This is a genomic window from Streptomyces sp. NPDC014894 (assembly GCF_043080985.1).
In the GTDB taxonomy this organism is placed as follows: domain Bacteria; phylum Actinomycetota; class Actinomycetes; order Streptomycetales; family Streptomycetaceae; genus Streptomyces.
Genome location: NZ_JBIBWD010000001.1, coordinates 185,664 through 204,004, shown reverse-complemented (window position 1 = coordinate 204,004; position 18,341 = coordinate 185,664). Strand labels below are relative to the sequence as shown.

16 protein-coding genes are annotated in these 18,341 nt (G+C 71.7%); 10 read left to right on the top strand and 6 right to left on the bottom strand.

Annotated elements, in window-relative coordinates:
* Positions 1 to 208: 208 nt before the first annotated feature.
* Complete coding sequence (locus ACF089_RS00890; protein WP_392020017.1) at positions 209 to 2,146, top strand: stealth family protein; 1,938 nt, start codon at positions 209 to 211, stop codon at positions 2,144 to 2,146.
* Here the strand turns inward: ACF089_RS00890 and ACF089_RS00885 are convergent.
* From ACF089_RS00885 to ACF089_RS00865, 5 genes are all read right to left on the bottom strand, one after another.
* Positions 2,136 to 2,474 carry a thioredoxin family protein gene (locus tag ACF089_RS00885; RefSeq protein ID WP_392020014.1) on the bottom strand — a complete coding sequence of 113 codons (339 nt, stop codon included), beginning with the start codon at positions 2,472 to 2,474 and terminating at the stop codon, positions 2,136 to 2,138. The two genes, ACF089_RS00890 and ACF089_RS00885, sit on opposite strands and share 11 nt — an antisense overlap.
* On the bottom strand, positions 2,471 to 2,881 hold the full coding sequence (locus ACF089_RS00880) for a MerR family transcriptional regulator (RefSeq protein WP_392020012.1): 411 nt from the start codon (positions 2,879 to 2,881) through the stop codon (positions 2,471 to 2,473). Before ACF089_RS00880 ends, ACF089_RS00885 begins: the two co-directional genes overlap by 4 nt.
* Positions 2,882 to 2,936: 55 nt before the next feature.
* Positions 2,937 to 3,818, bottom strand: a complete 882-nt coding sequence (locus ACF089_RS00875; protein WP_392020009.1) for an NAD(P)-dependent oxidoreductase — start codon at positions 3,816 to 3,818, stop codon at positions 2,937 to 2,939.
* Positions 3,819 to 3,924: 106 nt separating this feature from the next.
* Positions 3,925 to 4,386 (bottom strand): MarR family transcriptional regulator, encoded by a 462-nt coding sequence (locus tag ACF089_RS00870; RefSeq protein WP_392020006.1) that lies wholly within the window; start codon positions 4,384 to 4,386, stop codon positions 3,925 to 3,927.
* A 257-nt stretch (positions 4,387 to 4,643) separates the two neighbouring features.
* The gene (locus tag ACF089_RS00865) at positions 4,644 to 6,038 is read right to left on the bottom strand and encodes a cation:dicarboxylate symporter family transporter (RefSeq protein ID WP_392020003.1); all 1,395 of its coding nucleotides are present in this window, start codon (positions 6,036 to 6,038) and stop codon (positions 4,644 to 4,646) included.
* A 135-nt stretch (positions 6,039 to 6,173) separates the two neighbouring features.
* On the opposite strand from ACF089_RS00865, the gene ACF089_RS00860 reads away from it, so the two are divergent.
* From ACF089_RS00860 to ACF089_RS00830, 7 genes are all read left to right on the top strand, one after another.
* Positions 6,174 to 7,832 carry an ATP-binding protein gene (locus ACF089_RS00860; RefSeq protein WP_392020001.1) on the top strand — a complete coding sequence of 553 codons (1,659 nt, stop codon included), beginning with the start codon at positions 6,174 to 6,176 and terminating at the stop codon, positions 7,830 to 7,832.
* Between the two features lie 85 nt (positions 7,833 to 7,917).
* Positions 7,918 to 8,622, top strand: a complete 705-nt coding sequence (locus tag ACF089_RS00855) for a response regulator (RefSeq protein WP_392019998.1) — start codon at positions 7,918 to 7,920, stop codon at positions 8,620 to 8,622.
* Positions 8,623 to 8,822: 200 nt separating this feature from the next.
* Positions 8,823 to 10,184, top strand: a complete 1,362-nt coding sequence (locus tag ACF089_RS00850) for an extracellular solute-binding protein (protein ID WP_392021535.1) — start codon at positions 8,823 to 8,825, stop codon at positions 10,182 to 10,184.
* A complete protein-coding gene (locus tag ACF089_RS00845) occupies positions 10,181 to 11,047 on the top strand; it encodes a carbohydrate ABC transporter permease (protein ID WP_392019995.1) in 867 nt (288 codons plus the stop codon). The genes ACF089_RS00850 and ACF089_RS00845 overlap by 4 nt, the downstream gene beginning before the upstream one ends.
* Complete coding sequence (locus ACF089_RS00840) at positions 11,044 to 11,907, top strand: carbohydrate ABC transporter permease (RefSeq protein ID WP_392019992.1); 864 nt, start codon at positions 11,044 to 11,046, stop codon at positions 11,905 to 11,907. Before ACF089_RS00845 ends, ACF089_RS00840 begins: the two co-directional genes overlap by 4 nt.
* A gap of 624 nt (positions 11,908 to 12,531) precedes the next feature.
* Positions 12,532 to 12,825: an AbrB/MazE/SpoVT family DNA-binding domain-containing protein gene (locus ACF089_RS00835; protein WP_392019989.1), complete on the top strand. Its 294-nt coding sequence runs from the start codon at positions 12,532 to 12,534 to the stop codon at positions 12,823 to 12,825.
* Between the two features lie 22 nt (positions 12,826 to 12,847).
* On the top strand, positions 12,848 to 13,165 hold the full coding sequence (locus tag ACF089_RS00830; RefSeq protein ID WP_392019986.1) for a hypothetical protein: 318 nt from the start codon (positions 12,848 to 12,850) through the stop codon (positions 13,163 to 13,165).
* A 411-nt stretch (positions 13,166 to 13,576) separates the two neighbouring features.
* Here the strand turns inward: ACF089_RS00830 and ACF089_RS00825 are convergent, their stop codons facing one another.
* Positions 13,577 to 14,602: an ATP-dependent 6-phosphofructokinase gene (locus tag ACF089_RS00825; protein ID WP_392019983.1), complete on the bottom strand. Its 1,026-nt coding sequence runs from the start codon at positions 14,600 to 14,602 to the stop codon at positions 13,577 to 13,579.
* A gap of 319 nt (positions 14,603 to 14,921) precedes the next feature.
* On the opposite strand from ACF089_RS00825, the gene pta reads away from it, so the two are divergent.
* Positions 14,922 to 17,012 (top strand): phosphate acetyltransferase, encoded by a 2,091-nt coding sequence (gene pta, locus ACF089_RS00820; protein ID WP_392019980.1) that lies wholly within the window; start codon positions 14,922 to 14,924, stop codon positions 17,010 to 17,012.
* Between the two features lie 89 nt (positions 17,013 to 17,101).
* Positions 17,102 to 18,319: an acetate kinase gene (locus ACF089_RS00815; RefSeq protein ID WP_392019978.1), complete on the top strand. Its 1,218-nt coding sequence runs from the start codon at positions 17,102 to 17,104 to the stop codon at positions 18,317 to 18,319.
* Positions 18,320 to 18,341 lie beyond the last annotated feature (22 nt).

Genomic DNA, 18,341 nt, shown 5'->3' with positions numbered 1-18,341 from the left:
TCATCACCCTTACGGGGCGGGCGCGTTGACGCCCCGCCGGGACGCCGCCCCGGACCCGGGCGGGAGGCCGGTCCCGGACGCCGGACGCCCGGCTTCCGGAAGATCACGCGAAATTCCCCTACAACCTTTCCGGCGCGCCACGCATCAAAGTTGCAACGAGGTGCCACAGAAGGCCCCGTTATGAGCCCATCCATCCCGAAGAGGTCGTATGCCCCACCAAGAGCAGGCAGAGCCGGGCGCCGGAGCGGCGCGGTCGCGCGCCCGCGCCGCGGAGCGACTCGCCCGGAGCAACCCCGAGGCGTCCTGGCCGGTGACCGCCTACCGCCGGGCGCTGCCGGTGCGGCTCCGCCGCCGGGTGGCGCGGGTCGTCTCCCGCGAAGTCCGGATGCAGACCAAGCAGCTGCTCTCGGTGTGGCCCAGCGCCGGCCCCAGTCTGAGCACCGTCCGCGCCGAACGGGAGATACGGCGGCACCCGCGTCCGCTGCTCGGCGCCGACCGCCCGCTCGGCCGGGTGCGCGGAGTGCCGAAGGTGCTGCTGGCGTCCCCGGGCGTCTCACCGCTCCAGGCCCGCAACGCCAACGCGGCGGCGGTCTGCGAGGCCCTGGAGGGCGCGGAGGTGGACTACTTCTGGGTGCGCGGCCGGCGGAACGATTCCGCGGTGATCGCCGTCCCCGAGCGCGACCGCGACCGGGTGCACCTGGCCCTCGCCGAGCTGTGCGAGCGGCTGCCGGGCTATGTCTCCCCCATGGACGGCCGCACCGCGACGCCCCGCGAGTCCTCCCCCGGATTCGCCGCGGCCACCTGGAAGCGGCTGGCGGCCGCGCGGGTCATCCGGATGACCTGGTACCACAGCGATCCGTCGGGACGGCTGGTGCTCGGCCCCAAGTACGGCTGCGACGTGGAGTTCTGGGCCGAGGAGGAGGGCCGGCTCGTCGCCCCGCGCTCCCAGCCGGTGGCCGACGAGGTCCCGCTCCACGACACCCCGGTCCAGGAGTCGGGGGCGCTGTTCACCCGGCTCGCCTCCCCCGACACCGAGATGCCGACGGTGCGCACCCGCCGGGAGTTCGCCTCGCCCCGGCCCGACGACATCCGGTTCCCCGTCGACGCCGTCTACACCTGGGTCGACGGGCAGGACCCGGCGTGGCTGCGCCGGCGGCAGGAGGCCCAGGGTCAGCCGTACCACGAGGAGGCGGCGAACACCGCGCGCTTCGCCAGCCGCGACGAGCTGCGCTACTCGCTCCGCTCGCTGCGGCAGAACGCGCCCTGGATCCGCCGGGTCTTCCTGGTCACCGACGACCAGACGCCGTCCTGGCTGGACCCGTCGGCCGAGGGCATCACCCTCGTCAGCCACCGGGACATCTTCACCGACCCCAGTGTGCTGCCGACCTTCAACTCGCATGCGATCGAGAGCCAGCTCCACCACATCGAAGGTCTGTCGGAGCACTTCCTCTACTTCAACGACGACATGTTCCTCGGCCGGCCGGTCACCCCGCAGGACTTCTTCCACGCCAACGGGCTGACCAAGTTCTTCCCCTCCCCCGCGCTGATCCCCATGGGGGACCCCGGCGACGAGGACGTGCCGGTCTCGGCGGCGGGCAAGAACAACCGGGAAGTGCTGGACTCCCGTTTCCACACGGTGATCACGCACAAGATGAAGCACATCCCCTACCCGCTGCGGCGCAGTGTCCTCGCGGAGATAGAGACGGTCTTCGCCGACCGCCACCGGGCCACCGCGGCGGCCCGCTTCCGCAGCCTGGACGATCTCTCGATCGCCTCGTCCTTCCACCACTACTACGCCTACCAGACCTCCCGCGCGGTGCCGGGCCAGGTCAGCTACGCCTATGTGGACCTGGCCCACCCGGACACCGGCCGCCGGCTCGGCCAGCTGCTGGCGCGCCGCAACCGGCAGGCGTTCTGCATCAACGACACCATCTCGACCGACGAGGACGTGGAGGGCCAGCAACTGCTGCTCGAACCCTTCCTGGAGGCGTACTTCCCCGTGCCCAGCCTCTTCGAGCGCTCCCCGGCGAGCGGTGCGCCGCGCCGGGAGCCCGCCGGGGAGCGGCGGCGCGAGCCGGCCGGCACGCCGTCGCTCGGGGCGGCCGGGGAGCCGCCCCGGGAGGCGACGGCGGCGCTCAGTCCGTGAGCGCGTCCGCCAGCTCCTGGAGCAGCCTGCGCCGGGGCCGGGTCCCCACCATCGAGGCCACCGGCTCGCCCCGGCGGAAGACCATCAGGGTCGGCGTCGAGAGCACTCCGTAGCGCATCGCCGTCCCCGGGCTGATGTCCACGTCGAGCCGGACCACCTTGAGCCGGTCGGCCTCGTCCTGGGCGACCGCGCTCAGCACCGGCCCCAGCTGGCGGCACGGGCCGCACCATTGGGCCGTGAACTGGACCAGCACCGGGAGCGGCGCGCCCAGCACCTCCGTGTCGAAATCCGCGTCGGTCACATCGCCGACGCTCGCGATACCGGTCATTCCGTCGCCTTCCGTCCGTTGTCGAATGCACACCGTGGTTCCGGACCGGCGGTGAACTCCGCCTCGGCCCGTGCGAGTTCCCCGCCCACCTGGGCGCGGATCGACCGGAGCCGCCCGATGAGGGCGTCCAGCTCGGCGAGCTTGGCCCGGTAGACGGCGAGCGAGGCAGGGCAGGAGTCGCCCGCCGGATGACCGGCGCGCAGGCACTCCACGAACGGACGGGTCTCCTCCAGCTCGAACCCGAAGTCCCGCAGGGTCCTGATCTGCTGGAGCAGCCTGAGGTCGCTCTCCTGGTAGTCGCGGTAGCCGTTCACCGTGCGGCGCGCGGGCAGCAGCCCGCGCGATTCGTAGTAGCGCAGGGTGCGGGCCGTGGTTCCGGCCCGCCGCGCCAGCTCGCCGATTCGCATGACAGCGACCGTAATCCTTGACGTGGACGTCAGGGCAAGGACCGGGGGCCGGCGGTCAGGGGTTGACGATCGCCTCGTGGGTGCTGGACCAGTCGTCGGCCGCGTGGCCCAGCGCGATGGCGCGGTCGGTCGTCCTCTTGATGCCCTCCAGCTGGGCGACGTCCAGGCCCCGGGCCTTCGCGGCGTGCAGGATGTGGTCGACGGAGGCGGCCATCACCCCGAGGTTGGCCTGTGCGCCCGGGTACTCGCCCGCGTCGATGCCTGCGGCCGAGCCCTCCAGCACATAGGGGAGGATCTGCGTGATCGTGCCCATGAAGGGGGCGACGTCGGCGGCCTTCACTCCCTCGGACTTCGCCAGCGAGAGCCCGTGCACCAGGCCGGAGATCGCGCCGTAGAAGTAGTCCAGCAGGGACAGGTCGTAGACGGCGGCCAGCGCGGCGTCCTCGCCGACGAAGGCCGTCTTGCCGCCGAGCGCCCTCAGGGCAGGCTCGTGGCGCTCGAAGGACGCGCGGGAGCCCGCGTAGAAGAGCAGCGAATCGGGGGCCCCGACGGCCGGGGTCGGGACCATCACCGCCCCGTCCAGATAGTCGATCGAGTGCTCCGCCGCCCAGGCCGCCGCCGTGCGGGAGCGCTCGGGCAGGTCGGAGGTGAGATTGACCAGGACCCGGCCCCGGAGGGCGTCGGCGAGCGGGGCGAGGATCGCGTCGGAGGCGTCGTAGTCGAAGACGCAGACGACGACCAGCTCACCGGCGCGTACGGCCTCCTCGGCGGTGGCGGCCACGGTCGCGCCCCGGGCGGACAGCTCGCCGCCCTTGCCCGGGGTGCGGTTCCAGACGGTGGTGGGGTGGCCCGCCGCGAGGAAGGCGCCGGCCAGAGCGGCGCCCATCGCGCCGAGGCCGAGAACGGTGACGGACGTGTTTTCAGGGGTTGTTGCCATGTCCGCCATGGTTTCCCGGCGCATACCTTGCCGCAAGTACCTACAATAAAGTGAGGTACTCACCAAAAGGTAAGCATCAGAGTCGCGCGCCGGACCCTCGACGGCCTCAGGGGAGATCGCTCCGGCCCCCCAGGTTGTCAATCATCCGGCGCAGCACCTGGAGCGCGGCCGTGTACTCCTCGGTCCCGACGCCCTCGTGGATCCGCCGGGTGACCTCGGCCGTCCGGGCCCGGGCGCGGGCCCGGCCCGCCTCGCCCCCGCCGGTCAGGGTGAGCGCGCCCTGCGCCGGCCCGGCGGGTTCGGCGAGCCAGCCCCGGCGCACGAGGTCGTCGAAGACCTCGTCGAAGTCGGTGTCCTGGTCGTCGAAGGTGATCAGCCGGGCGGCGAGCGGGCCGCGCGTCCAGTGGCCGGGGCGGCCCGCGACATGGTTGAGGATCCACCAGTGGGGCTGGGTGAGCGCCTCCTCGGCCAGTCCGGCCCGGATGGCGGCGACGATCGTCCGGTACGCCTCGCCGCTCCAGTAGCCGATGGGCTGGGCGGCCAGTTCCTGCTCCGTGTAGGTCTTCATGGCACGACCGTAGAAGCTCAAGCAAACTTGAGGTCAAGGGCGCGGAGCGAGGGCGGGACGAGGGGGACCCGGGCCCGGGAGGGCCCAGGACAGGCGCCGGACCAAGCCGAGACCAGGGCGGGACCCGGTCAGGACCCGGGCGGGGCCGCGGAATCCGGTCCCGCGCGCGCCGGACCGTGCCCCGATACGCCGAAACCCGCGCCCACCCTCCCCCGTGGGGGAAGAGGAGGGGGGCGCGGGAGTATCGGCGGCCGGAATCAGACCTTGGCGCCCACGCCCGAGTCCTGGCGCGGCCCGGTGACGGCCGGGCTCTCCGCCCCGGCCCGCGGCTCCTCGGCGGCGGGCCCGCCGTGACCGTCGTCCAGCAGCGTCGTCTCGTCGAACGGCAGCCGCCCGGCCAGCACTTCGCCCACCCGCTCCTTGTCGATCTCCTTGGTCCAGGTGCCGACCAGCACGGTCGCCACCGCGTTGCCCGCGAAGTTGGTCACCGCGCGCGCCTCGCTCATGAAGCGGTCGATGCCGACGATCAGGCCGACCCCGTCGACCAGTTCGGGGCGGTGCGACTGGAGCCCGCCGGCCAGCGTCGCCAGGCCCGCGCCCGTGACGCCCGCCGCGCCCTTCGAGGCGATGATCATGAAGATCAGCAGCGAGATCTGCTCGGACGCGCTCAGCGGATCGCCCATCGCGTTGGCGATGAAGAGCGAGGCCATCGTCAGATAGATCGCGGTGCCGTCGAGATTGAAGGAGTACCCGGTCGGAACGGTGATGCCGACCACGGGCTTGCTGACGCCCATGTGCTCCAGCTTCGCGATCAGCCTCGGCAGCGCCGACTCCGACGACGAGGTGGAGAGAATCAGCAGGAACTCCCGGCCCAGATACTTCAGCAGCGAGAACAGATTGACCCCGGCGACCAGCTTCAGCAGTCCGCCCAGAATCACGAAGACGAAGAGCGCGCAGGTCACATAGAAGCCGATCATGATGACGGCGAGCGACTTCAGCGCGTCGAGCCCGGTCTCGCCGACCACGGCCGCGATCGCGCCGAAGGCGCCGACCGGGGCGGCCCACATGATCATGGCCAGAATGCGGAACACCAGCCGCTGGATGTGCCCGATGCCGCGCAGCACCGGCTCGCCCGCCGCGCCCATCGCCTGCAGCGCGAATCCGGCCATCAGCGCGACCAGCAGGGTCTGGAGCACCTCGCCGCCGGTGAAGGCGGAGACCATCGTGGTGGGGATGATCCCCAGCAGGAAGTCCGCCGTGGACTCGCCGCCCGCGCCGTCGGCGGCCTTGTCGCCCGCCGCCTTCGCGGCCTCGGTGATCTGGAGTCCGGAGCCCGGCTCCACGAAGTTCCCGACGAGCAGACCGATCGCGAGCGCGACGGTCGACATCACCAGGAAGTAGCCGAGCGCCAGCCCGCCGACCGCGCCGACCTTGGCGGCCTTGCGCACCGATCCGATGCCCAGCACGATCGTGCAGAAGATGACCGGCGAGATCATCATCTTGATGAGATTGACGAACCCCGTGCCGATGGGCTTCAGCTCGACGGCCACCCCCGGTGCCACGAAGCCCACCGTGATGCCGAGCACCACCGCCGCGATGACGGCGATGTAGAGATAGTGCGTACGGTCCCTTCTGCCTGCCACAGCAGCCACGGGGTCCCTCCTCAGACAAAAATGAAAACCGGTCCACGTCCCATATGGATTTCCGCGACTATCCATCACGGTTGTGACCCCGGTCACCCTTACGTGCGTTTCGTTCATACGAAACACGGCAGGCAGACTTGGGCCATGCGCGTTCCCCGCCCCCGCAGCCTCGCGGGACAGCTCTTCGCGATGCAGGTCGTCCTGGTCGCCGCGGTGGTGGCGGGCTGCGCCCTCTTCGCCTATGTCACCGACCGCTCCCAGGCCGAGGAGACCGCCCGGCTCCAGACGACGGCGACCGCGTCCGCCGTCGCCCGCTCCCCCTCCGTCATCGCCGCCGCCCGCTCCGCCGACCCCACCCGGGCGCTCCAGCCGTACGCGGAGGGGCTGCGCCGGGACGCGGGCGTCAACTTCGTCGTGGTGATGGCCCCGGACGGCACCCGCTGGACCCACCCGGAGCCCGACGAGATCGGCCGCGAGTATCTGGGCCACACCGAGCAGGCGCTGCGCGGCGAGATCTACAGCGAGAGGCATCTGGGCGTGCTCGGCCCGTCCATCCGCACGGTGGTCCCGGTGTACGACGAGGGGCGCGTCGTCGCCCTGGTCAGCGCGGGCATCACCATCCAGCGGATCAGCGAGCAGATACGGGAGCAGGTCGCCGCGCTGCTCGCGATGGCGGGCGGCGCGCTGGCGCTCGGCGGCGCCGGCACCTATGTGATCAACGCCCGGCTGCGGCGGCACACCCACGGCATGAACGCCGGTGAGCTGAGCCGGATGCACGACTATCACGAGGCGGCGCTGCACGCGGTCCGCGAAGGGCTGCTGATGCTCGACGGCCGGCGCAGGATCGCCCTGGTCAACGACGGCGCGCGGGAGCTGCTGGGGCTGGACTGCGCGGCGGTCGGCCGCCCGGTGGCCGAGCTGGGGCTGCCCGCGCCGCTGACCGGGGCGCTGCTGGCCTCCGAGCCCCGGGTCGACGAGGTCCATCTCACCGCCGACCGGGTCGTCGTGGTCAACACCAGCCCGGTGGTCGGCGGCGAGCACCGGGGCACGGTGGTGACCCTGCGCGATCACACCGAACTCCAGTCCCTCTCCGGCGAGCTGGACTCCGAGCGGAAGTTCAGCCAGGCGCTGCGGTCCCAGGCCCACGAGGCGGCGAACCGGCTGCACACCGTCGTCTCGCTGATCGAACTCGGCCGTACGGACGAGGCCGTCGACTTCGCCACGGCGGAGCTGGAGCTGGCGCAGGCGCTGACCGACCGGGTCGTCGGCGCGGTGGGCGAACCGGTGCTGGCGGCGCTGCTGCTGGGCAAGGCGGCGCAGGCCAATGAGCGGGGGGTGGAGCTGGTGCTCGCGGCGGACAGCCGGATCGACGACGGGGTGCTCCCGGCGTCGCTGCCGGCCCGGGACCTGGTGACGATCCTCGGCAATCTGATCGACAACGCGGTGGACGCGGCGGCCCGGGACACCACGGCGCTCGCGCTCGCCCCGGCCGTACGGGACTCCCCCGCCGGGGAGTCCGCGCCCGGGACCTGCGCGCGGCCTCGGGTCACCGTCACCGCCCGCGCCGACCGGGACGAGCTGCTGATCCGGGTGGACGACACCGGCGCGGGCGTCGATCCGGCCCGCGCCGACGAGGTGTTCCGCCGGGGCTTCTCCACCCGGGGCGCGGGCCGGGGCCTCGGTCTGGCCCTGGTGCGCCAGGCGGTGCACCGGAGCCGGGGCACGGTGGTCCTGGGGCGCGGCGCGGACGGCGGCGCGGAGTTCACCGTACGGCTGCCGCTGCACTCCGGGACGCCCGGATGAACCTGACGACGCGGGCCCCCGCGCCCGCCCCCGTACCGCGCCAAAACGCACCCGTCCCCGCCCCCACCAGCACGAAGGCCCCCGTATGAACACGGACACCGGCAACGATCCCGAGGCTCTGCGCGTGCTCGTGGTGGAGGACGACCCCGTCGCCGCCGACGCGCACGCCCTGTACGTGGGGCGGATCGGCGGCTTCCGGGTCGCCGGGGTGGCCAACTCCCGGGCCGAGGCGGTCCGGGTGCTGGAGCGCACCCGGGTCGATCTGCTGCTGCTCGACCTCTATCTGCCCGACGGCCACGGTCTGCATCTGCTGCGGTCGCTGCGCGCGGCCGGGCATCCGGCCGATGTCATCGCCGTCACCTCCGCCCGCGATCTGGCGATCGTGCGCGAGGGCGTCTCGCTCGGCGTGGTGCAGTACGTCCTCAAGCCGTTCACCTTCGCCACGCTCCGGGACCGTCTCTCCCGTTACGCGGAGTTCCGCGCGGCGGCCGGCGAGGCCAGCGGGCAGGACGAGGTGGACCGGGCGCTGGGGGCCCTGCGCGCGCCGCGCGGCGGCGCGCTGCCCAAGGGGCTGAGCGGTCCGACGCTGGAGTCGGTCACGCGCTCGCTGCGGGAGGCGGCGGGCGGGCTGACCGCGGCGGAGGCGGGCGCGGCGGTCGGGATCTCCCGGATCACCGCCCGCCGCTATCTGGAGCATCTGGTCACCGAGGGCCGGGCGGAGCGCAGTCCGCAGTACGGCCAGATCGGGCGGCCCGAGTTGCAGTACCGATGGATTCCCGCCACGCGCTGAGCGGCCGCGGCCGCCGTCTCCCCCGCTCGCCGGGCCGGCGCCGCCTTCGGACGCCCGGCGGCTCGGGTGCGCACACCCGGCCGCCGCACTGACGACCGTGCTCCCCGGGGGATTGACCCGGTCGGCGGCCGGACCTACGGTCCAACGGCAGCCCTCGAAGGCCCGGTTCGTCCGGAGTCCGCTCAGAGGAGGTCGTGACCGTGCGCCCCACCGCCCCACTGACCCTCGCCCTCGCGTTCACCCTCTCGGCCGCCGTCGGTCTCACCGCCTGCTCGGGCGGCTCCGGCGACGACCCCGACACGGTGAAGGTGGTCTACAAGCGCTCCACGGACAACGAGAACCGCTTCATGGACCGTCATCTGGAGGCGATGAAGCGGCAGTTCGAGAAGGCCCGCCCGGGCAAGCGCGTGAAGCTCGTCCCGGTGCAGGCCCCGGACGACGACTACGCGGCCAAGACCCAGCAGATGATGCGCTCCGCGAAGACCGCGCCGGATCTGGTGTACGAGGACACCTTCCGCATCGGCTCCGACATCGCGGCCGGGTATCTCCGTCCGCTGGACGACCGGTTGGGCCGGTGGAAGGAGTGGGGCTCCTTCCAGGACACCGCGAAGAAGGCGGTCCGCGGCCCGGACGGGCGGACGTACGGCGTCCCGGACGGCACCGACACCCGCGGTCTCTGGTACAACCGGGCGGTCTTCGCGAAGGCGGGTCTGCCCGCCGACTGGCGGCCCGAGAACTGGGCGGACGTCCTGGCGGCGGCCCGTACCGTCAAACGGAAGGTCCCCGGAGTCATCCCGCTCAATGTCTACACCGGCCGGGGCCCCGGCGAGGCCGCGGTGATGCAGGGCTTCGAGATGCTGCTGTACGGGACCGGGCCCGATCCCCTCCACGACCCGCGCACCGGGAAGTGGGTGACCGGCGGCCGGGGCTTCCAGGACGCGCTGGAGTTCGTCCGGACGGTGTACGCGGACCGGCTCGGACCGGATCCCGCCGACGCCCTCGATCCGCACATCACCACCCGGGTCGCCGGCGAGTGGCTGCCCGAGGGGAAGCTCGCGATCGCGCTCGACGGCTCCTGGATGGGCCAGCACTGGACCGGCGAGGGCTCGGGCGGCTGGCCCGGGTGGAGCCGTGAGCTGGGCCGGACCGCGATGCCCACCCAGTACGGCCAGTCGCCCGGCGCGGTGTCGATGTCCGGCGGCTGGGCCTGGTCGGTCCCGGCGAAGGCGGGCAACGCCGATCTGGCCTTCGCCTTCGTCGAGACGCTCCAGACCCGGGCGAACGCCACCCGCTGGTGTGTGGTCGGCGCGCAGATCGCGGTCCGCGAGGACGTCGCCGCCGATCCCGGGTACCGGGACTCCATGCCGGGCGTCGAGTTCTTCACCGGGCTGGTGCGCTACACCCACTACCGGCCCGCGCTGCCCGTCTATCCCCGGGTGTCGGCGGCGATCGGCGAGGCGATGGAGCGGGTGACCACGGGCGACGCGTCGGCGGCCGAGGCGGCGAGAGCCTACGACGAGCGGCTCGAAGAGGTCACGGACGGCGCGGTCGCCGACCGGTGAGCGCCCTGACCGGACGGCTGCGGCGCTGGTCGCCGATCGTCCCCGCCACCGTACTGCTGCTGCTCTTCCTCGCCGGGCCGATCGCCTACTGCGTCTGGATCGCCTTCACCGACACGCGGCTGACGGGAGTCTCCGGCGCGCGGTTCGTGGGCCTGGACAACTTCCGCCGGGCCTTCGCCGACGACGGATTCCGCAACGCCGTATGGCTCACCCTCGTCTTCACCTTCGTCTCCGCCGTCGTCGGGCAGAACACCCTGGGGCTGGCGCTGGCCGGGCTGATGCGGGCGGCCTCCCGTCCGGTCCGCACGGTCACCGGCGCCCTGGTCATCGCGGCCTGGGTGGTGCCGGAGGTCGTCGCCGCGTTTCTGCTCTACACCTTCTTCCGCCGGGAGGGGACGCTGAACGCGGTGCTGGACTGGCTGGGGCTGCCGGGACAGAACTGGCTCTTCACCCTGCCGATCCTGGCGGTGTCCTTCGCCAATGTGTGGCGCGGCACCGCGTTCTCGATGCTGATCTACTCGGCCGCGCTCTCCGCGATCCCGCGCGAGGTGGTGGAGGCGGCGGAGGTCGACGGAGCGAGCGGGGCGCGCCGGCTGCGCCACATCACCCTGCCGCTGATCCGCCGGTCGATCGGCACCAATCTGATGCTGAACACGCTCTCCACGCTCTCCGTCTTCGGGCTGATCTGGGCGATGACCCGCGGCGGCCCCGGCGGCCGGAGCCAGACGCTGCCGGTCTTCATGTACGACCAGGCGTTTCTGCAGAGCCTGATCGGATACGGCACGGCGGTCGCGCTGCTGCTCCTGCTGGTCGGGTCCCTCTTCTCCGTCGTGTATCTGCGACTGCTGCGGGCGGACGCGTGACGCCCCCGGCCGGACGCCGCCCGCGCGGGCCCCGCGGCGGCCGCGAGGCCCGGGCCCGGCTCGCCGCGAACGCCGCCCTGCTGCTCACGGCCGCCGCGTTCGCCCTCCCCCTGCTCTGGCTGCTCCTCGCGTCGGTGGACCCGGACGCGGACTCCCGGGTCCGGGCCCCGTCCTCCGTCAGCGGCGAGCACTTCGGCGCGGTGCTCACCGACGAGATCACCTTCACCCCCATGCTCAACAGCCTGCTCCTGTGCGGCGGGGCGACCGCGGTGGCGGTGGGGTGCGCCGCGCTCGCCGCGTATCCGCTCTCCCGGCAGCGCTCGGCCTGGGGGCGCGGCTATCTGCTGACCATCCTCTTCACGACCTGTCTGCCCATCACCGCGGTCATGGTCCCCGTCTACGGACTCTTCGTCCAGGTCAATCTCATCGACTCGATGTACGGGACGGGGCTGTTCCTCGCCGCCTCCCAACTCCCCTTCTCCATCTGGCTCATGAAGAACTTCATGGACTCCGTCCCCGTCGTCCTCGAAGAGGCGGCCCGCACCGACGGCGCGTCCGGCACGCAGACGCTGCTACGGGTGGCGCTGCCGCTGATGGGGCCGGGGCTGGCGGTGGTGACCGTCTACACCTTCATCCAGCTCTGGGGCAATTTCTTCGTCCCCTTCATGCTGCTCCTCACCCCGGAGCAACTGCCCGCCTCCGTCACCGTCTTCACCTTCTTCGGCGACCACGGCTCCGTCGTGTACGGGCAACTCGCCGCCTTCTCCCTCCTCTACTCCACCCCCGCCCTCCTCCTCTACCTCCTGATCGCCCGCCGCCTCGGCGCCGGCTTCGCCCTGGGAGGCGCGGTCAAGGGCTGACGCCCACCACCCCCAACCCACCCGCCGCTCGCGGCGCCCGCACCCAAACCCAGCCCTGCCAGCGATTGAGGCACCCGCACCCAAACCCAGCCCTGCCTCCGCGCCAGGCCATGAGCCCCCAAACCCAGCCCCGCCAATTGATCGCGGCGCACGCACCCAAACGCGGCCCTGCCAGCGATTGAGGCACCCGCACCCAACCCAGCCCCAGCGGCGATCGAGGCGCCCGCGCCCAAACGAGGCGATGACCACCCAAACCCAGCCCCGCCGGCGATTGAGGCGCGGGGGCTCGGGGGCAGCGCCCCCGACACGAGCCCGCACAGCACGGGCAACCGCCGCACAGGTCCGTCCTCAAACGCCGGACGGACTGAAAAACACACCCGCCGCCCAACCGCCGACGAGACAAGCGGCCCCGCCGAGCCCCGGACGAGCTGAAAGAAACAGGCGGCCACCGCCCAGCCCCGGACAGGCAGAGAGCCCGGCGCGCGCGGCCTACCCACCCCAGCCCCTACTACCCCCGATGGTAGACTGTGAGAAAGTTGGAAAGTGAGAGAGTCGAAAATTAACTAAATCCTGGGTAGTCTGCTAGCAGGAAAGACATGGAAAGGTGACAGTGGGAGGACATCCATGGCTACGGCTACGTTCCAGACTCGCCTGCGCGACAAGGGCCAGCTGACGCTGCCCGCGCGCGTGCGCGAAGCGCTGGGGGTCTCCCCAGGTGACGAGCTTGAGTTCGAGGTCAACGACGCCGGCGTCGTCGAGATCCACGGGCTGAGAAAGATCCGCTCCGACCAGGCCTGGTTCTGGGAGAAGGAGTGGCAGGACGGTGAGCGCCGGGCCGGCGAGGACATCGCCAGCGGGCGCACCACCGTCCACGAGGACGAGGACGCCATGTTCACGCACCTCAACGCGGACGACTGACCCCTGACACCGGGAGGCCCGATTGCCGACGTTTGAAACGACTGCCCACTTCAAGCGCGACTTCAAGAAGCTCAGCCCTGAGGAGAAGAAGCGCTTCGAGGACGTCATCCGGAACAGGTTCGTTCCGGATGCGGCAGCGGGGCAGTTCCGGCCCGGCCTCCGGGTCAAGCCTGTACAGGGCGTCCATGTCCCTGAGGGCGAGAGCCCCATCATGGAAATGACCTGGGCGCCGGACGGGCGCGCCACCTGGCAGCACGGACAGGCAGTCCGTGAGGGTGAGCCGCACATCGTATGGCGTCGGGTCGGGGGGCACGAGATCTTCGTTCCCGGGCCCGCCTGAGGAAGCCCGCAGCCCGCCACCGCGACGACGGCGGCGGGCTGCGGCGCGCACGGACCACCAAATCCAGCCCCGCCCGGCGATCGCGGCGCACACACCCAAACCCAGTCCCGCCTCCAAGCGAGGCGATGACCACCCAAACCCAGCCCCGCCGGCGATTGAGGCGCGGGGGCTCGGGGGCAGCGCCCCCGACACGAGCCCCCACAGCACGGGCACCCGCCGCACAGGTCCGTCCTCAAACGCCGGACGGGCTGAAAAACACACCCGCCGCCCAACCGCCGACGAGACAAGCGGCCGCCGCCGGACCCCGGACGAGCTGAATGAACAGGCGGCCACCGCCAAGCCCCAGACAGACCGAAAGAACCAGACCCCGGACGAACCGAAACCCGGGCGCGGGCCCAGAGGCCCAGAGGCCTAGAAGACGGACTCGGCCTCGTACATACGCTCGCTGGGGACGGTCTTCAGACGGGTCACAGCGTCCGCCAGCGGCACCATCACCACATCCGTCCCACGCAGCGACGTCATCCTCCCGAAGTCCCCCCGATGTGCCGCCTCCACCGCATGCCACCCGAACCTCGTCGCGAGCACCCTGTCGTACGCCGTCGGCACCCCGCCGCGCTGGACATGGCCCAGGATGACCGGCTTGGCCTCCTTGCCGAGGCGGTGCTCCAGCTCCGCGGCGAGCCGGTTGCCGATGCCCTGGAAGCGCTCGTGCCCGTACTGGTCGATCTCGCCCTTGCCGTAGTCCATGGAGCCCTCGGCGGGGTGCGCGCCCTCGGCGACGCAGATGACGGCGAACTTCTTGCCGCGGGAGAAGCGCTCCTCGACCATCTTCATCAGGTCCTCGACCTGGAAGGGCCGCTCGGGCAGACAGATGCCGTGGGCGCCGCCCGCCATCCCGGACTCCAGGGCGATCCACCCGGCGTGCCGGCCCATGACCTCGACCACCATCACCCGCTGATGGGACTCGGCGGTGGTCTTGAGCCGGTCTATGGCCTCGGTGGCGACGGTGACCGCGGTGTCGAAGCCGAAGGTGCGGTCGGTCGCCGAGATGTCGTTGTCGATGGTCTTGGGCACGCCGACCACGGGCATTCCGGCGTCGGAGAGCATCCGGGACGCGGTGAGGGTGCCCTCGCCGCCGATCGGGATGAGGACGTCGATGCCGTACCGGCGCTGCAGCTCGCCGCAGTTCTCGGCGGCCTCGCGCAGCCGGTTCCGCTCCAGCCGGGCCGAGCCGAGGATGGTGCCGCCGCGGGCGAGGATGCCGCTGACGGCGTTGAGGTCGAGGGGGCGGTAGTGGCCGTCGAGCAGGCCCTTGAAACCGTCTTCAAATCCGATAACCTCGTCGCCGTGCCCGGTCAGGGCCCGGTGCACGACCGACCGGATCACTGCGTTCAGTCCGGGGCAGTCGCCCCCTGCGGTGAGAACTCCGATACGCATCGTGCTGTGTCTCCTGCTCCTCGGGTGGTACACGTGACCCTTGGCTTCAATTGTTCCATGGGCCGTGTGGCGCTGCCCTCCCGCCCGTCTGCCCCGCCCGCCGCCGATGACACCGGACCCTCGGGTCCCTTCCCACCGGGCCCTTCGCCCGCCCCTGCGACCCCACCCGGCCCGGCAAGCGCTTTATCCACCCCCAGAGGTATTGTCAAGAGGTAAAGCCGCCGTCCAGCGGTTTTTTTGTACGGCCTTTTGTACGAGCTGTCACCGGGCAGATTCGTCGTACGACAGGGTCAGTGAGCGAACGGACAGGAGAGCACGCGTGACGCGCAGCGTGTACGTGACCGGCATCGATCGCGGGGACGGCCGGCAGGTCGTGGAGCTGGGAGTCATGGAGCTCCTCACCCGCCAGGTGGATCGGGTGGGCGTCTTCCGCCCGCTGGTGCACGACGGTCCCGACCGGCTCTTCGAGCTGCTGCGGGCGCGCTATCGGCTCACCCAGGACCCGGCGTCGGTCTATGGCCTCGACTATCACGAGGCCTCCGCGCTCCAGGCCGAGAAGGGCACGGACGAGCTGGTCTCGCGGCTGGTCGACCGCTTCCACCAGGTGGCGCGGGAGTACGAGGTGGTGCTCGTCCTGGGCACCGACTTCGCGGCCACCCAGCTCCCCGACGAGCTGGCGCTGAACGCGCGGCTGGCGAACGAGTTCGGCGCCTCCGTGATCCCGGTGGTCGGCGGCCGCGGCCAGACCGCCGAGTCGGTGCGCGCCGAGGCGCGCAACGCCCACCGCGCCTACGAGGCGCTCGGAGCCAATGTGCTCGCCCTGGTCGTGAACCGGGTCGCCCCCGAGGAGCGCGCGGTCATATCCGAGCGGCTGACGGCCCGGCTCCCGGTGCCCTGCTACGTCCTGCCCGACGAGCCCGCGCTCTCGGCCCCCACCGTCGCCCAGATCACCCACGCGCTGGGCGGCACCGTGCTGCTCGGCGACGATTCGGGCCTGGCGCGCGACGCCCTCGACTTCGTCTTCGGCGGCGCCCTGCTGCCGAACTTCCTCAAGGCCCTGACCCCGGGCTGCATGGTGGTCACCCCCGGCGACCGCGCCGATCTGGTGGTGGGCGCGCTGGCCGCCCACTCGGCGGGCACCCCGCCGATCGCCGGACTGCTGCTCACCCTCGACGAGCGCCCGGGCGAGGAGGTCCTCACCCTGGCCTCCCGGCTCGCGCCCGGCACCCCCGTGGTCTCGGTGCCCACCAACAGCTGGCCGACCGCCGCCGAGCTGTTCGGTCTGGAGGGGAAGCTGAACGCCTCCACCCCGCGCAAGGCGGAGACCGCGCTCGGGCTCTTCGAGCGCCATGTGGACTCAGGTGAGCTGCTGGCCCGGCTCGCGGTGGTCCGCAGCGGCCATGTCACCCCGATGATGTTCGAGCACGAGCTGCTGGAGCAGGCCCGCGCCGACCGCCGCCGGGTGGTGCTGCCCGAGGGCGCCGAGGAGCGGGTGCTGTGGGCGGCCGATGTGCTGCTGCGCCGCGACGTCTGCGATCTGACCCTGCTCGGCGATGTCGAGGTGATCCGCAAGAAGGCCGCCGATCTGGGCGTCGACCTCACCGGCGCGCAGCTCATCGACCCGAACACCTCCGAGCTGCGGCAGAGCTTCGCCGAGCGGTACGCGGAGCTGCGCGCCCACAAGGGCGTGACGGTGGAGCTGGCGTACGACGTGGTGGCGGACGTGAACTACTTCGGCACGCTGATGGTGCAGGAGGGTCTCGCGGACGGCATGGTCTCGGGCTCGGTGCACTCCACCGCGGCGACGATCCGGCCGGCCTTCGAGATCATCAAGACCCGCGCGGACGCGGCGATCGTCTCCTCCGTCTTCTTCATGTGCCTGGCCGACAAGGTGCTGGTGTACGGGGACTGCGCGGTGAATCCGGACCCGAACGCCGCGCAGCTCGCGGACATCGCCGTGCAGTCGGCGGCGACCGCGGCCCGCTTCGGCGTGGAGCCGCGGATCGCGATGCTCTCGTACTCCACGGGCACCTCCGGCTCGGGCGCCGACGTGGACAAGGTGCGGGAGGCGACCGAGCTGGTCCGCGCCTCGCACCCGGAGCTGCTGATCGAGGGTCCGATCCAGTACGACGCGGCGGTGGAGCCGTCCGTGGCGGCGACCAAGCTGCCGGAGTCGGAGGTGGCGGGCCGCGCGACCGTGCTGATCTTCCCGGACCTGAACACCGGCAACAACACCTACAAGGCCGTGCAGCGCTCGGCGGGCGCGGTCGCGGTGGGCCCGGTCCTCCAGGGGCTGCGCAAGCCGGTGAACGACCTGTCGCGCGGCGCGATGGTGAGCGACATCGTGAACACCGTCGCGATCACCGCGATCCAGGCGCAGCCGCAGGCCGCGCCCGACCGGCCCGTATAGACCCGGTACGGCCCGCCCCGGCCGTACCGCCGACCACTCCCCCGCCCCCTTCCCCGTACGACATCCGCGGAACACACACAGAAGGCCCCATGACAGCGACCCGAGTCCTCGTCCTCAACTCCGGCTCCTCGTCGGTGAAGTACCAGCTGCTCGACATGCGCGGCGGCGCCAGGCTGGCGGTCGGCCTGGTCGAGCGGATCGGCGAGGAGTCCTCGCGGCTGGTGCACACCCCGCTGGTCTCGCCGGGCAGGAAGCGGGAGCGCCTGGAGCCGATCGCCGACCACGGCGCGGCGCTGAAGGCGGTGGCGGAGGAGCTGGCGGCGGACGGTCTCGGGCTGGACTCGCCGGAGCTGGCGGCGATCGGTCACCGGGTGGTCCACGGCGGGCTGCGGTTCACCGAGCCGACGGTGATCGACGACGAGGTGCTGGCGGAGGTGGAGCGGCTGGTGCCGGTCGCCCCGCTGCACAATCCGGCGAACATCACCGGGATCCGCACCGCGCGGGCGCTGCGGCCGGATCTGCCGCAGGTGGCGGTCTTCGACACGGCGTTCCACACGACGATGCCGGAGTCGGCGGCGCGCTACGCGATCGATGTGGAGACCGCCGACGCGCACCGGATCCGCCGTTACGGGTTCCACGGCACCTCGCACGCGTATGTGTCGCGGGAGACGGCCCGGCTGCTGGGGAAGGCGCCGGAGGACGTCAATGTGATCGTGCTGCATCTGGGCAACGGCGCGTCCGCCTCGGCGGTGGCGGGCGGACGGTGTGTGGACACCTCGATGGGGCTCACTCCGCTGGAGGGGCTGGTGATGGGCACCCGCTCCGGGGACGTGGATCCGGCGGTGACATTCCATCTGATGCGGGTGGCGGGGATGTCGGCTGATGACATCGACGTACTGCTGAACAAGAAGAGCGGTCTGGTCGGTCTCTGCGGCGACAATGACATGCGGGAGATCCGCCGCCGGATCGACGAGGGCGATGAGCGCGCCCGGCTCGCTTTCGACATTTATATACACCGTTTGAAGAAATACATCGGCGCGTACTACGCCGTTCTCGGCCGGGTGGACGCGATCGCGTTCACGGCCGGGGTCGGGGAGAACGCCGCGCCGGTGCGCGAGGCCGCGGTGGCGGGCCTCGAAGAACTGGGGCTGGCGCTGGACAGCGGGCTGAACGCGGAGCGGTCGGACGAGGCACGGCTCGTTTCGGCGCCGTACGCGAGGGTCGCGGTGGCGGTCGTTCCGACGGACGAGGAGCTGGAGATCGCGCGTCAGACGTTTGCGCTGGTGTCCGAAAAGCCACTCGACTGAGCGGGGCCCCGCCCATTTGTAC